General features: G+C 66.8%; 15 protein-coding genes. 1 reads left to right on the forward strand and 14 read right to left on the reverse strand.

The window, feature by feature from the left end; translation table 11 throughout:
• Nucleotides 1–43 precede the first annotated feature (43 nt).
• Nucleotides 44–1429, forward strand: a complete 1386-nt coding sequence (locus BFF94_RS26600; protein ID WP_128844775.1) for a sigma-54-dependent transcriptional regulator — start codon at nt 44–46, stop codon at nt 1427–1429.
• 169 nt (nt 1430–1598) lie between these two features.
• Here the strand turns inward: BFF94_RS26600 and nagZ are convergent, their stop codons facing one another.
• The 14 genes from nagZ to BFF94_RS26670 all read right to left on the reverse strand — a co-directional run bounded on the left by nagZ (nt 1599) and on the right by BFF94_RS26670 (nt 14641).
• Nucleotides 1599–2627, reverse strand: coding sequence for a beta-N-acetylhexosaminidase (nagZ, locus tag BFF94_RS26605; protein ID WP_128844778.1), 1029 nt, complete (start codon nt 2625–2627; stop codon nt 1599–1601).
• A gap of 16 nt (nt 2628–2643) precedes the next feature.
• Nucleotides 2644–3072: a holo-ACP synthase gene (gene acpS / locus BFF94_RS26610; RefSeq protein WP_021159685.1), complete on the reverse strand. Its 429-nt coding sequence runs from the start codon at nt 3070–3072 to the stop codon at nt 2644–2646.
• Nucleotides 3073–3144: 72 nt separating this feature from the next.
• Complete coding sequence (pdxJ, locus tag BFF94_RS26615; RefSeq protein ID WP_128844781.1) at nt 3145–3921, reverse strand: pyridoxine 5'-phosphate synthase; 777 nt, start codon at nt 3919–3921, stop codon at nt 3145–3147.
• Nucleotides 3918–4754 carry a DNA repair protein RecO gene (gene recO, locus BFF94_RS26620; RefSeq protein WP_219140056.1) on the reverse strand — a complete coding sequence of 279 codons (837 nt, stop codon included), beginning with the start codon at nt 4752–4754 and terminating at the stop codon, nt 3918–3920. Before recO ends, pdxJ begins: the two co-directional genes overlap by 4 nt.
• On the reverse strand, nt 4741–5640 hold the full coding sequence (gene era / locus BFF94_RS26625; RefSeq protein ID WP_128844784.1) for a GTPase Era: 900 nt from the start codon (nt 5638–5640) through the stop codon (nt 4741–4743). Before era ends, recO begins: the two co-directional genes overlap by 14 nt.
• A gap of 60 nt (nt 5641–5700) precedes the next feature.
• Nucleotides 5701–6912 carry a ribonuclease III gene (gene rnc / locus BFF94_RS26630; RefSeq protein WP_219140057.1) on the reverse strand — a complete coding sequence of 404 codons (1212 nt, stop codon included), beginning with the start codon at nt 6910–6912 and terminating at the stop codon, nt 5701–5703.
• A 153-nt stretch (nt 6913–7065) separates the two neighbouring features.
• On the reverse strand, nt 7066–7959 hold the full coding sequence (lepB, locus tag BFF94_RS26635) for a signal peptidase I (protein ID WP_128845111.1): 894 nt from the start codon (nt 7957–7959) through the stop codon (nt 7066–7068).
• Between the two features lie 16 nt (nt 7960–7975).
• Nucleotides 7976–9769: a translation elongation factor 4 gene (lepA, locus tag BFF94_RS26640; protein ID WP_128845113.1), complete on the reverse strand. Its 1794-nt coding sequence runs from the start codon at nt 9767–9769 to the stop codon at nt 7976–7978.
• Between the two features lie 182 nt (nt 9770–9951).
• A complete protein-coding gene (locus BFF94_RS26645; protein ID WP_128845117.1) occupies nt 9952–10188 on the reverse strand; it encodes a glutaredoxin family protein in 237 nt (78 codons plus the stop codon).
• Between the two features lie 7 nt (nt 10189–10195).
• Entirely contained in the window at nt 10196–11698 is a 1503-nt protein-coding gene (locus BFF94_RS26650) for a DegQ family serine endoprotease (RefSeq protein WP_128845119.1), read from the reverse strand.
• Nucleotides 11699–11714: 16 nt separating this feature from the next.
• Nucleotides 11715–12767 carry a MucB/RseB C-terminal domain-containing protein gene (locus BFF94_RS26655; protein WP_128845121.1) on the reverse strand — a complete coding sequence of 351 codons (1053 nt, stop codon included), beginning with the start codon at nt 12765–12767 and terminating at the stop codon, nt 11715–11717.
• A gap of 5 nt (nt 12768–12772) precedes the next feature.
• Nucleotides 12773–13390, reverse strand: coding sequence for a sigma-E factor negative regulatory protein (locus BFF94_RS26660; protein WP_219140058.1), 618 nt, complete (start codon nt 13388–13390; stop codon nt 12773–12775).
• A gap of 86 nt (nt 13391–13476) precedes the next feature.
• Nucleotides 13477–14076: an RNA polymerase sigma factor RpoE gene (gene rpoE, locus BFF94_RS26665; protein WP_006490873.1), complete on the reverse strand. Its 600-nt coding sequence runs from the start codon at nt 14074–14076 to the stop codon at nt 13477–13479.
• A 91-nt stretch (nt 14077–14167) separates the two neighbouring features.
• The gene (locus BFF94_RS26670) at nt 14168–14641 is read right to left on the reverse strand and encodes a protein YgfX (protein ID WP_219140059.1); all 474 of its coding nucleotides are present in this window, start codon (nt 14639–14641) and stop codon (nt 14168–14170) included.
• Nucleotides 14642–14650: the final 9 nt, after the last annotated feature.

Consider the following 14650-nt stretch of genomic DNA (forward strand, 5'->3'; position numbering starts at 1 on the left):
GATGGCCGACAGCCCGCCTCTCTTGACTCGACTCGCGTCCACCATGCCACACGCCCTGATTGTCGAAGACGATCCCAACAGTCTCTCCGGCCTCACCGCGCTGCTCGCCGCAGACGGCTTCTCGGTCGACACGGCCACGTCGCTCGCCGAAGCGCGCACGGCGCTCGGCCGCTCGATTCCCGATGTCGTCCTCGTCGACCTGAACCTGCCGGACGGCAGCGGGTTCGACCTGCTCCAGCACCTGCCGCAGCAACAGCCGAACGGCTCGCTGCCCGTCATCGTGCTGACCGGCAATGCGACGGTCGAGAGCGCAATCGAGGGCCTGCGTCACGGTATCTGGGACTACCTGCTGAAGCCGATCAACATTCCGCGCCTGCGCAGCCTGCTCGCGCGGATCCCCCGCCCGTACGAGCTGATCGACGAAGTGCAGTCGCTACGCGCATCGCTGCGCCATCTCGGCCGCTTCGGCGCGCTGGTCGGCCGCAGCGACGCGATGCAGCACGTGTACGACATGATCGAGCACAACGCCCGCACCGAAACGGCCGTGCTGTTCTCGGGCGAAACCGGTACCGGCAAGAAGCTGGCCGCGCGCACGCTGCACGAACTGAGCCGGCGCCGCAAGGGGCCGTTCGTCTCGTTCGACTGCCGCATGATCGCCCAGGCCGGGCGGCACGGCGCATCGCTCGACAGCGTGCTGTTCGGCCATGAGCGCGGCGCGTTCGACGGCGCCGAACGCCGCGAATCGGGGCTGTTCGAGCAGGCCGGCGGCGGCACGCTGTTCCTCGACGAAATCACCGCGCTGCCGCTCGTGCTGCAGGAAGCGCTGCTGCATGCGCTCGATTCGCAGAACTTCATGCGGATCGGCGGCACGAGTTCGATCACGAGCGATTTCCGGCTGATCGCGACCACGCGCCGCCCGGCGCGCGAAGCGGTCGCGAACGGCACGCTGCGCGAGGATCTGTGGTTGCGCCTCGATGCCGCGTCGATCACGATGCCGCCGCTGCGCGAGCGCGAGGGCGACGCGCTCGCGATCGCGGACGCACAGATCGACGAACTGAACCGCGAAGCGCGCGCAACCGGCCGCAGCACGACCGACAAGCGTGCGGCGCCGGGCTTCGTGCGCGAATGCCTGTCCTACGAATGGCCCGGCAACGTGCGCGAGCTGCAGGAGCGCGTACGCTTCGCGTACGACGCATCGGGCGATTTCATCGAGACGCTGCGCGCGGGCGAGGCAAGCTTCTCCGCCGGCGCCGCGCTGAACGGCAGCAGCGTGCAGATCAAGGTCGGCACGCCGCTGTCCGACGTCGAGGATCTGCTGATCCGCGCGACGCTCGACGCGGTCGGCGGCACGCGCCACCGCGCAGCGACGCTGCTCGGCATCAGCCCGAAGACGCTGTACAACAAATTGCAGCGGATGAAGGTGAACTGAGCAGGCGACGGTGAATACGGGCGCTGGTCGGATTTGACCGTTAGTTGCGTCAAAACTCGAACACCGACCGCTTGATTCGCCCCTGCCGCCTCCATGAAAAAGCCGCGCTATGGCGCGGCTTTTTGTTTCAGCAACCGGAATGGCATGCCCCGCGCCATCCCCTCCCCGCTTATGCCAGCGCGCTGCTCAACAGCGCCTGCGCCTTCAGATACTCGGGCTGCGCGATCAGCTTGTCCCACTTGAGCGCCTTGCCGCGCGCGCGCATCCGTTTGATGCGTCGCACCGACTCGGCCGATGCCTGCGCTTTCAGCCCGTGCAGCACGACCTCGGCCGCATCCGGCTGGTTGCAGACGAGCACCATGTCGCAACCGGCGGCGAGCGCGGCTTCGGCCGCCTGCGTGAGCGTGCCGCCTTCGCGGGCGGCTTCCATCGACAGGTCGTCGCTGAAGATCGCGCCCGTGAAGCCGAGCTGCCCGCGCAGGATGTCCTGCAGCCACACGCGCGAGAAACCGGCCGGCCGCTTGTCGACCTGCGTGTAGATCACGTGTGCGGGGATCACCGCGGACAGCGACAAGCCGAGCCAGTCGTACGGCGCGACGTCCTGCTTGAGGATCGCGTCGAGCGTGCGATCGTCGGTCGGCAGCGCGACGTGCGAATCGGCCTCCGCGAAGCCGTGCCCCGGAAAATGCTTGCCGCAGTTCGCCATCCCGGCGAGCGACAGCCCGTGGTTCAGGCTCTTCGCGAGCAGCGTGACGACGCGCGGGTCGCGATGGAATGCGCGATCACCGATCACCTTCGAGTGCCCGTAGTCGAGGTCGAGCACGGGCGTGAAGCTCATGTCGATCCCGCACGCGCGCAGCTCGGCGGCCAGGATGTAGCCGACGGCGGTCGCGACCTTCGTCGCGAGCAGCACGTCGCGATCCCACAGCTCGCCGAGGCGGCGCATCGCGGGCAGCACCGTGAAGCCGTCGGTGCGGAAGCGCTGCACGCGCCCGCCTTCGTGATCGACGGCGATCAGGATGTCTTCGCGCACCGCGCGTATCGAGTCGGTCAGCGCGGTCAGCTGCGCGCGATTCTGGAAGTGCCGCGCGAACAGGATCACGCCGCCGGTGTTCGGATGCGCGAGGCGCCGCGCATCGTCGCGCGACAGGGCCGTGCCGACGACGTCGAGCATGACCGGGCCGGGAGTCGTTTTCATCGATTCGGGAATTCCGTCAGGAGGAGGTTCGGGAAACAGGTGCGGGTGCGGCGTCCGTCTCGGCGATCACGAACGACACCGCATAGTCGCGTTCGTCGCTGACCGTCACGCGGGCCGTGATGCCGCGCGCGGCAAGCCAGTCGGCCAGCTCGCCCGACGCGACCACGTACGGCTCGCCGCTCGGGTGGTTGAGGGTCTGCAGCGCCCGCCACGTCATCGGCCAGTGCATGCCGAGCCCGATCGCCTTCGAGAACGCTTCCTTCGCGGAAAAGCGCGTCGCGAGAAACGCGATGCCGCGCGCCTCGGAGCGCGCACGGCGCGCATGGAACACGCGCAGTTCGTCGGGGCCCAGCACCTTCTCGGCAAACCGGCCGCCCGTGCGTTCGAGCACGGCCGCGACGCGGCTCACCTGGGCAATGTCGGTACCGATGCCGTAGATCGCCATGTCAGTACGCGCCGGTGCGCCCCAGCGGGGCAGGGTTAAGAACGACGTGCGAGACGCGGCGGCATTTCATCGTCAGCGCGCACCGCCGTGCAGCGCGGCGACACGTGCGGCGACCATGATCGCCTTCATCTCGCGCACCGCGTTGTCCCAGCCCGCGAAGATCGCGTGCGCGACGATCGCGTGGCCGATGTTCAGCTCGACGATGCCGTCGATCGCGGCGATCTGCTGCACGTTCGTGTAATGCAGCCCGTGCCCCGCATTGACCTTCAGGCCAAGCTGCGCGCCGGCCTGCACGCCCGCGACGATGCGCTCGTATTCGCGCTGCTGTTCTGCTTCGTCGTGCGCCTCGGCGTAGCGGCCCGTATGCAGCTCGACCACCGGTGCGCCCGCTTCATGCGCGGCGCGGATCTGCGTCTCGTCCGGGTCGATGAACAGCGACACGCGCACGCCCACGTCGGCAAGCTGCTTGCACGCCGCGCGCACGGCCTCGAAGTGGCCGGCGACATCGAGACCGCCTTCGGTCGTCAGCTCCTCGCGCTTCTCGGGCACGAGACACGCATCGTGCGGACGCACTTCGCACGCGATGTCGAGCATCTCGGCCGTCACCGCGCATTCGAGATTCATGCGCGTCTTCAGCAGCGGGCGCAGCTTGCGCACGTCCGCGTCGACGATGTGACGGCGATCCTCGCGCAAGTGCAGCGTGATGGCATCCGCACCGGCCTCTTCGGCGGCGAGCGCCGCGCGGATCGGATCGGGATAGCTCGTGCCGCGCACATTGCGCAGCGTCGCGACGTGGTCGATGTTCACGCCGAGGTCGATGGCGGTGGGCGTTGTCAGGAAGAAGCTCATAGGTTTTGCAGGTCGATCAGGATCTGACGCGTGGCAAGCGGCGTACCGCCGAGATAGGTGTTCAGCAGGAAGCGCATCAGCGTCTTGCTTTGCGCAACCGTCTGGGCTCGATGGTAATCGTCCTGCTCCATGTCGAGCAACGTCTGACCCGTGATGACCGGCCAGTGCGACGGCACATCGTCGTCCGCGTTGCGCACGCCGCGCTCCGGATCGAACACGTAGCGGCGGTCGGGCTCGACCGCGCGGCGCGCGACCGTGCGGTTCAGCGCCACCGCATAGCCGGTCTCGCGCAGCAGCACGCGCTCGAACGAGCGCAGCACCTGCACCGCGGGCTCGCCGTGCGCGAGGCGCGTGAGGGTCAGCACGTAATGATTGAAGAGCGGCGGCTGGGGATCCTCGCGCGCGCAGAATTTCACGAGCAGCTCGTTCGCGTAGAAACCGCACAGCAGCCCGTCGCCGCCGAGCGGCAGCATCCCGCCGACCCACTCGGCGCCCGTCAGCGTGCGCACCTCGGATTTGCCCGACCAGGACAGCAGCAGCGGCTGGAAGGTCTGCAGTACGCCGCGCAGCGCGGAGTGCGGGCGCTTCGCGCCCTTCGCGACGAGCGCGAGCCGGCCGTGATCGCGCGTCAGCACGTCGACGATCAGGCTCGTTTCCCGGTACGGATAGCTGTGCAGCACGAACGCCGGCTGCTCGGCGACGCGGAAATCGGACGTGCGAGACGTCGCGCGCCGCGCCTTGCGCGGCGGTTCGGGCGGTGCCGGCAGCGGCGCGTCGTTCGCGCCGGCCGTCACCGCGTCTTCGGTCGACGTCAGCGCGTCATTCGTACCCATAGGCGCGCAGCCCCGCCTCGTTGTCGGCCCAGCCGCTCCTCACCTTCACGAAGGTTTCGAGATACACGGGGCCGTCGAACAGCCGCTCCATGTCCATCCGCGCCTCGGTGCTGATCTGCTTGAGCTTCTCGCCCTTCTTGCCGATCACCATCGCCTTGTGCGAATCGCGCTCGACGAGGATCGTCGCGAAGATGCGCTTCAGGCGCCCTTCCTCCTCGAACTTGTCGATCACGACGGTACTCGTGTACGGCAGTTCGTCGCCGGTCCAGCGGAAGACCTTCTCGCGCAGTATCTCGGCCGCGAGGAAGCGCGAGCTGCGGTCGGTGAGTTCATCCTCGCCGTAGATCGGCACGCCTTCCGGCAGGTACGGCTTGATCGTCTCGAGCAGGCGCTTGATGTCTTCCGGCCGCTGCGCCGACAGCGGCACGAGCTCGGCGAATTCGCGCAGCGCGCTCATCTTCTGCATGAACGGGAACAGCGTCGCCTTGTCGGTCACGCGGTCGATCTTGTTCGTGATCAGCAGCGTCGGCATGCCGGGCGGGATCAGGTCGAGCACCTTCTGGTCGTCGGGCCCGAAGCGGCCGGCCTCGATCACGAACAGGATCACGTCGACCGACGTCAGCGTCGACGTGACCGCGCGGTTCAGCGAACGGTTCAGCGCGGTGCTGTGGCGAGTCTGGAAGCCCGGCGTGTCGACGAACACGAATTGCGCGTCGTCGGTGGTGTTGATGCCGGTGATGCGGTGGCGGGTCGTCTGCGCCTTGCGCGACGTGATGCTGATCTTCTGGCCGACGAGTGCGTTCATCAACGTCGACTTGCCGACGTTCGGGCGGCCCACGATCGCGATCATGCCGCAACGGAAACCGGTAGGAGCGGGAGTGTTCATATCGTTTGGGAGACAGGTTCGGAAACGGCCGCGCAGCGCGCGGCACGATCGATGGGCAATTTAGTAGTCGGCATCGGCCACGCGCGCCTGCGCGGCAGCGAGGCTCGCGCCGCCCGGCGGCGTTTCGGAGTCGGGCGCCGCGGCATCGCGCGTGCGCACGGCCGCGCGCGAAGCGGGGTCGGAACCGGCGGCAGACTTGTCGGCCGGCGAGGATGCCGGATCGGCTGCGTGACCGGCCGGCTTGTCGGCTGCGCGCGGCGCGGCTTCCGCGGGCTTTTCCGCGACCTTGTCGGGCCGCTCGGCAGGCTTTTCGGCAACCTTGTCGGTCGCCGGCTTCGCCGCCCGTTCGCCCTTGTCGGCAGCCGTCTCGACATGCGTCGCGCGAATCGCGGCCATCGGTGCCGCGGCCGGCTCCGCGCCGCTCGCCGCGGGCGCCGCACCGGCCGCCCTGGCCTCGCGCGCCGCTGCACGTTCCTTCCGCTCCGGCGAGCGCAGGTCGAGCGCTTCCTGCACGCCCTTCACGCCCGGCACGATTTCGGGTTCGACATGCTTCGACCCGCGCGCGTTCTTCGAGCGCTTCGGCTTCGTGGCCAGCATCGGCGCGGCCGCCATCACTTCGTCGAGCGCCTTCTTCGCGGCGGCCTGCTCGGCCGCGCGCCGGCTCGCACCGGAGCCCGACACCTTCACGTCGAGCTTCGGCACCGTGCACTCGACCTCGAACTGCTGATTGTGCGCCGCACCATGCGTCGCGACGACCGTGTAGGTCGGCAGCGCGATCTTGTGCCCCTGCAGGTATTCCTGCAGCAGCGTCTTCGCGTCCTTGCCGAGCGTGCGCGGATCGATGTGGTCGAGAATCGGGATATAGAGGCGCTTGATGACCCCTTGGGCGGCTTCGAAGCCGCCATCGAGGAACACGGCCCCGATGATGGCTTCGAACGCGTCCGCGAGGATCGACGGGCGGCGGAACCCACCGCTGCGCAGTTCGCCCTCGCCCAGCCGCAGCCCGTCCGAGATATTCAGGGCCTGAGCAATTTCGTACAGCGACTGCTGTTTGACGAGGTTGGCGCGTACGCGCGACAGGTCACCTTCGTCCAGCTTGCTGAAACGCTGGAACAAAAGGGCGGCCACCGCGCAATTCAGAACGGAATCGCCGAGAAACTCGAGCCGTTCGTTGTGCGTGGCACTGTGACTGCGATGGGTCAAAGCCTGGCGCAACAATTCCGCATTGCGAAATTCGTAGCGCAGCCGGCTTTCCAACTGGGATAGGGGCATGTGCAGGAGTATAACGCGCGCGCCGGTCGGGCCGAAACGGCACGGCCGGACACGAAAAGGCGTGACGAGGCGGTGTTACCGCCGGTTCTTAAAGTAGTTCGGCAATACGCGACGCGGCCCGTGCGTCACGTATTGCGTGTACGTCGAATGCGATCAGTTGAAGGAACCGATGCGCTTCAGATCGCTGAAGTTCATCCAGATGAAGAACGCGCGGCCGACGATGTTCTGGTCCGGCACGAAACCCCAGTAGCGGCTGTCCGCGCTGTTGTCGCGGTTGTCGCCCATCATGAAGTAGTGACCGGGCGGCACCTTGCAGATCACGCCGCGGCTGTTGTACGTGCAGTTGTCGCGATACGGATAGTCGTAGGCGCCCATCACGAACGGCGGCACGGCAGGGTTGTTGAGGATCGCGTTCTTCTTGTTGCCGATCGTTTCCTCGAACTGCTTCGCGTAATTCTGGCGCTCGTCGTCGAAGAAATCCGGCAGTGCCGTTTCAGGCACCGGCTGGCCGTTGATCGTGAGCTGCTTGTCCTGGTATGCGACCGTGTCGCCCGGCAGGCCGATCACACGCTTGATGTAGTCGACCGACTCGTCCTTCGGATAGCGGAACACGACGACGTCGCCGCGCGACAGCGGGCTGCCTTGCGTGATCTTCGTGTTCGTGACCGGCAGGCGCAGCCCGTATTCGAACTTGTTGACGAGGATGAAGTCGCCGACCAGCAGCGTCGGCACCATCGAGCCCGACGGAATCTTGAACGGCTCGACGACGAACGAACGCACGACGAACACGGCCAGGATCACCGGGAAGAAGCTCGCCGTGTACTCGAGCCACCACGGCTGGCGCAATTTCTCGTCGCGCAGCTTCGAACGCGTCTGCACCGCGTTTTCGTCGGCGAAACGCTTGTCGATGCGCGACTGCTGGCGATCGAACTCGTCGATCGCCGTATCGGCCGCCTTGCGTCGCCGCGGCAGGAACACCAGCTTGTCCAACACCCACGCCACGCCCGTCACGACGACGAGCACAAAAAGAATCAGCGCAAAATTCATAAACGGATCAGTCCTGTTATTTGTCTTCGACGCGCAAGATTGCAAGGAACGCTTCCTGCGGGATCTCGACCGAACCCACCTGCTTCATCCGTTTCTTGCCTTCTTTCTGCTTCTCGAGCAGTTTCTTCTTCCGCGTGATGTCGCCGCCGTAGCACTTCGCGAGCACGTTCTTGCGGAGCGCCTTGATGTTCTCGCGCGCAACGATGTGCGCGCCGATCGCGGCCTGGATCGCCACGTCGTACATCTGGCGCGGGATGATCTCGCGCATCTTCGCGGCGACTTCGCGGCCGCGGTATTGCGACTGCGAACGGTGCACGATGATCGACAGCGCGTCGACCTTGTCGCCGTTGATCAGCATGTCGACCTTCACGACGTCGGACGTGCGGTATTCCTTGAACTCGTAGTCCATCGACGCATAGCCGCGCGACACCGACTTCAGGCGATCGAAGAAGTCGAGCACGATCTCGGCCATCGGGATCTCGTACGTGAGCTGCACCTGGCGGCCGTGATACTGCATGTTGATCTGCGAGCCGCGCTTCTGCTCGCACAGCGTGATCACGGAACCGACGTAGTCCTGCGGCATGTACAGGTTCACGGTGACGATCGGCTCGCGGATCTCGCCAATGCGCGCCGGCTCCGGCATCTTCGCCGGGTTCTCGACCCGGATCGTCGAGCCGTCGCTCTGCACGACCTCGTAGACGACCGTCGGGGCGGTCGTGATGAGATCCATGTCGAACTCGCGCTCGAGCCGCTCCTGCACGATTTCCATGTGCAGCAGCCCGAGGAAGCCGCAGCGGAAGCCGAAGCCGAGCGCCTGCGACACCTCCGGCTCGTACTGCAGCGACGCATCGTTCAGCTTCAGCTTCTCGAGCGACTCGCGCAGCGCGTCGTACTGGTTCGCCTCGACCGGATACAGCCCGGCGAACACCTGCGGCTTCACTTCCTTGAAGCCCGGCAGCGGCTCGGCGGCGGCCTTGGCCAGGTGCGTGACGGTATCGCCGACCTTCGCGGCCGTCAGCTCCTTGATGCCGGCGATGATGAAGCCCACCTGCCCCGCCGACAGCGATTCGAGATTGCGCGACTTCGGCGTGAACACGCCGACGTGCTCGACCGGGTACTGCGCACCGGTCGCCATCATCTTGATCTTTTCCTTCGGGCGCAGCGTGCCGTTGACGATGCGCACCAGCATCACGACGCCGACGTAGTTGTCGAACCACGAGTCGATGATGAGCGCCTGCAGCGGCGCATTGACGTCGCCCTTCGGCGGCGGCACCTTCGCGATCAGCGACTCGAGCACGTCCTCGACGCCGAGGCCCGTCTTCGCGCTGCAGCGCGTCGCGTCGGTCGCGTCGATGCCGATCACGTCCTCGATCTCCTCGATCGCGTTCTCGGGGTTCGCGGCCGGCAGGTCGATCTTGTTCAGCACGGGCACGACCTCGACGCCGAGTTCGATCGCCGTGTAGCAGTTCGCGACCGTCTGCGCCTCGACGCCCTGGCTTGCGTCGACGACCAGCAGCGCGCCTTCGCACGCGGACAGCGAACGGCTGACTTCGTACGAAAAGTCGACGTGCCCCGGCGTGTCGATCAGGTTCAGGTTGTAGACCTTGCCGTCGCGCGCGCGATAGGACAGTGCGGCCGTCTGCGCCTTGATCGTGATGCCGCGCTCGCGCTCGATATCCATCGAGTCGAGCACCTGCGCCTCCATTTCACGGTCGGCGAGGCCGCCGCATACCTGGATGATGCGATCCGCGAGCGTCGACTTGCCATGGTCGATGTGGGCGATGATCGAGAAATTGCGAATATGATCCATTCAGTGCCGATCAAGCGAAAAAGGCGCGCTCGACGACTGCGGAGCACGCCTTGTAAGTCGGTGAAAAAACGGCTTATTTTAGCCGAAAAGGCCTTTGCCGGGCGGTATTTCGGACGCGCGGCACGGCACCCTGCCGCGGGCGCCCGCCGGACGAGGTGCCGCCGTCCGGTGACAGACCCGGCTCAGTGCCGGGCCGCAAGCGCGTCGCGCACCCTCGCGTCGTCGAACCGGTGACGGCACACCTCCGCACCGTCCAGCAGCAGCACGGGTACGTCCTCGTCGTAGCGGGCGACGAGTGCCGCATCGGTGTCGATGTCGACGTACTCGACCGCGATGCAGAATTCGGCCGCCACCGGCGCCAGTGCGTCGCGCATGTCGTCGCACAGGTGGCACCAGCCGCGGCCGTAGAGCGTGAACATCGGCGCGCTACTTCTGGCGCGGCCGCACGGGCACGAACTGCGTGTTGTCGCCGCGCCGCACGAGCACCGCGACCGCCTTCTGCGGATCGAGCTGCGCGGTCACGTCGGCGAACTGCTTCGCGCTCGTGATGTCGGTATCGCCGACGCGCAGCACGATGTCGCCGCGCTGCAGGCCCGCACGCGCTGCCGGGCCGTCGACGCCGTCGACCTGCACGCCGTTCTTCAGCTTCAGCGACTTCATCTGATCCGCCGTGAGGTCGCTGACCGTCAGACCGAGCGCATTGGTCTGGCGCGGCTTCTGCGGCGTGCTCTTGCGCTGCTCGGCCTTCGCCGTCGACTCGGCCGGCGTCTCCGTGATCGTGATCGGCAGATCGCGTGCCTGACCCTTGCGCCACACGCTGACCGTCGCCTTCGTGCCGGGCTTCGTGTCACCGACCATGCGCGGCAGGTCCGACGCCGTGTCGACCGGACGGCCGTTGAACTTCAGGATGATGTCGCCCGGCTGGATGCCCGCCTTGTCGGCCGGGCCGCCCGGCTCGACGCTGCTGACGAGCGCGCCCTCGGCCTTCGGCAGCCCGATCGAATCGGCCACGTCCTTCGTCACCTCGCCGATCGCCACCGCGATCCGGCCGCGCGTGACCTTGCCCGTCGCCTTCAACTGGTCGGCCACGCGCATCGCCTCGTCGATCGGAATCGCGAACGAGATGCCCATGAAGCCGCCGGTACGGCTGTAGATCTGCGAATTGATGCCGATCACCTCGCCCTGCATGTTGATCAGCGGGCCGCCCGAGTTACCGGGGTTCACGGCGACGTCGGTCTGGATGAACGGCAGGTAGTCGCCCGTGTTGCGGCTCTTCGAGCTGACGATGCCGGCCGTCACCGTGTTGTCGAGACCGAACGGCGAGCCGATTGCGACGACCCACTCGCCGACACGCACCTTGTTCGAGTCGCCGATCGCGACGACAGGCAGGTTCGACGCCTGGATCTTGACGACCGCGACGTCCGTGCGATCGTCGACGCCGATCAGCTTCGCCTTGAATTCGCGCTTGTCGGTCAGCGTCACGTAGATGGTGTCCGCATCGTCGACGACGTGCGCATTGGTCATCACGTAACCGTCGGCCGATACGATGAAACCCGAGCCGACGCCGCGGTTCTGCTCGGTGTCGGGCGGATTGTCCGGCGCCGGTGCGTTCTTCGGGTTGCCGTTGCCGTTGCCGCTCCCGTTGCCGGGTGCCTGCGGCAGCGGGATGCCGAAGAAGCGCCGGAAGAATTCCGACATGTCGCCGTTGTCGAAGCCCGGCGGGAGCATTCCGCGCGGGCCGCTGCTCGTCGGCACGTTGGCGGTGGTCCGGATGTTCACGACGGCTGGCCCGACCTTTTCGACGAGATCGGCGAAGTCGGGCAGGCTGGCGGCGGGAGCCGTCACCGCGACGGCGGTATGCGGCACGAGCGGCAGGCAGGCAGACAGCGCCGCCGCCGCGAGCCATTTGCGCAGCGTGAGTTTCATCATGTCGGAAGCCGTAGCGTTACTTGGAAGCCTTGTATTCTATGGCAGACGCGAACTGCTGCAACGTAGCCGGCGGCACTTCGCCGAGCACGGTGATCCAGTAGTCGCCGCGGCGCTTCACGAGAACGTGCGTCGCGCCGGTGCTGCCCGCGCCTTCCTTGCGCGTATTCTTCTCGGCCGGCTCGATGAAAACCGAGATGGTCGCGAGACCGTCGGTGAAGACGGCCTGATCGACCGGAATCGGCGGATCGCCCGCGTCGCGCGCGGCCATCGGCCGGCGCACTTCACGAATCTTCTGGAAACCGGCGACGCTCGGCGCAAGCTGCCAGCCCTGCGCCTCCATGTCGACCGTCGCGACCGGCGGGCGCACGACCGTCCAGCCGCTCAGGTTGCGCATGCCGGCCACGATCGCGGCCTTGTCGCCGCTTGCGCCGCCCGTCTGCAATTGCGAGAACGCAATCTGCTCGAGCACGTGATCGTTCGCATCGAGCGTCTGCGAACGCAGCAGCAGCCCCGTGCGCGCGTCGGCCCACAGCTTGTACGTGAAGCGGTATGCATCCTTCGGCACGAGCTCGACGACCTGCGCGTCGATCCCGGCCACGCGGTCCTTGCCGAGCGACTTCGCATCGTAGACGGACATCACGTGCTCGCCGCTCGCGCCGAGCAGCGCCGGGAACGAATCGCGCGTCTGACGGCGCTCGACCACGCACAGCTTGCGTTCAGGCACGAACGTGTACAACTCGTCGTTATGCCGCAGCAGCTTGCGCGGCTTGCCGTCGAGCGTCTCGATCCGCTCGAACTCGCCGTCGCGGGATGCGACGTGCGCGATCCGCGACGACTGGACATACCCGCCGCGCTGGTAGACGAACGTGCCCTCGTAGCTCTGCTGCTGCGCCGCCTGCTGGACACGGTCGAGCCAGTCCGCGGCACCCTTGCGGGTCGCGACGGGATCGTCCGGTTGCTGGGCGCTGGCAGGAAGGGATTGAACGGACAACAGGGCGGCCGCGCAAAGCAGGAGGGCCGGCAGCCGCTTCCATCCGGAGATGGCGTGATTCAACTGCAATGTCCGCATCGGGTTTATTGGCCTGGCGTGGTGGTCACGGCAGCGCGGATCAGCGGCATCGAACCCGTGACGACGGGCTGCTGTGCGAATTGCTGGTGCGCTTCAAGGTATTGGTCGAGGCTGGCGTCGCGAATGATGTTGACGTCCTGCAGCCCCGGCTGGGCCGATGCCTGGGCTACCGTCACGCGTTGCAGGTTGCCGCCTTGCGGCGCACCGGCCGACGCGACCTGAACGGCACCCGGGGTACCGGCCGTCTGCATTTGCGGGACGACGATCCACGTCAGCGTGGCCGCCGCGGCGGCTACCGCGAACGCGGGCACGACGCGCCGGCGCAGCGACAGCAGCTTGCGCGCGACAGGCGCGGCCGCCGGCGCGAGCAGGTGCGGCTCGCTTTCGAGCGCAGCCGACATGCGCGCGGTGAACGCGACGCTCAGCGCAGGCGACAGCGCAAGCTCGTCCGAGCGCAGCGCATCGCCGATCAGGTGGTAATCGGCCCACGCAGCGCGATCCGCGCGGTTGAGCTCAGCCAGAAACTGCCCGTTATCCGGGCCATCGAACATTTCGCCGTCGACCAGCGCGGAAAGGCGCTCGCCGCGCGAGCTCGCTTGCGACTGCGTATTGACCGATCCCATGATGCTCCCCATCTTGCACACCCCGTCGTGACTTCACGACTCTATCCGTAACTAGACCCCGACCCGCGTCGTTCCGCCTGTCGCGCTTACCAGCGCTTGCCTTCGGGCGTATCGAGCAGCGGACGCAATTTAGCAGCGATTGCCTCGCGCGCGCGGAAAATCCGCGACCGGACCGTCCCGATCGGACAGCCCATCATTTCCGCGATCTCTTCGTAGCTCAGGCCCTCGATCTCGCGCAGCGTAATCGCCTGGCGTAACTCTTCGGGCAGGAGAGCCATTGCAGCGTTGACCGTCTCGGCAATCTGCTTGCTCATCAACATCGACTCAGGCGTGTTGATATCCCTTAGTTGGTCTGCGTCGGAGAAAGTTTCCGCTTCTTCCGCATCGGCCTCGGTAGAGGTCGGCGCCCGGCGGCCTTGCGTCGCAAGGTAGTTCTTCGCCGTGTTGACGGCAATCCGGTACAACCACGTATAGAACGCGGATTCGCCGCGAAATTGCGGCAGCGCACGATACGCCTTGATGAACGCGTCCTGGGCCACATCCTCGACCTCGGCGGGATCCCGCACGAGGCGCGAGATCAGCCGAATGATCTTCCGGTGGTATTTGGAGACCAGGAGTTCGAACGCCGCCTTGTCGCCCTTCTGTACGCGCTCGACCAGAGCCTGATCGATTTCTTTTTCACTCACCTGACAAATCCGTTAACTAGGGATGCAACGCGGAGCGCTATTGTAGCGCTCCCGCGCCGACCGCTGGTTACGGTCGGTAACGGCGCCGTCGTCATGCCCGCCCCGCCACGCCCGCCGCGCCCGCCGTTCTCGCCAGCACGGACAGCGCGCTGAACGACGCGGCGTCGAGCGCATCGGCCGGAATCAGCAGCGGCCGGGCCCGCCGGGCGCCCTGCCCGACCGACAGCACGAGCAGCAGGCTGCTCCAGTGCGCATGGCCCGTCACGCGGCCGCGAGCCAGCAGCCGCCCGGTGCGGCCAAACGCCGCAATTTCCCCGAATGCGTCGATCCGCAACTCGGCCGGCAGCCGGCGGGCGCAGGCCCGCGCGGCGCACACGGCCAGCAGCGCGGCCGTCGCGGCCGACACGCATGCGCCGGCGGCAGCGCCTGCGCGCGGCGCCCAGAACAGGTAGGCCGACGCGGCAGCCGATGCGACGAACACCGCCAGCACGAGATACGACACGGCCGAGGCCCGCAACGCAAAGCGCTGCGGACGCCCGGCCGGAGCATCAAATGGACTCGTCAAGCGCTTCTG

The organism is Burkholderia catarinensis (assembly GCF_001883705.2).
GTDB classification, from domain to species: domain Bacteria; phylum Pseudomonadota; class Gammaproteobacteria; order Burkholderiales; family Burkholderiaceae; genus Burkholderia; species Burkholderia catarinensis.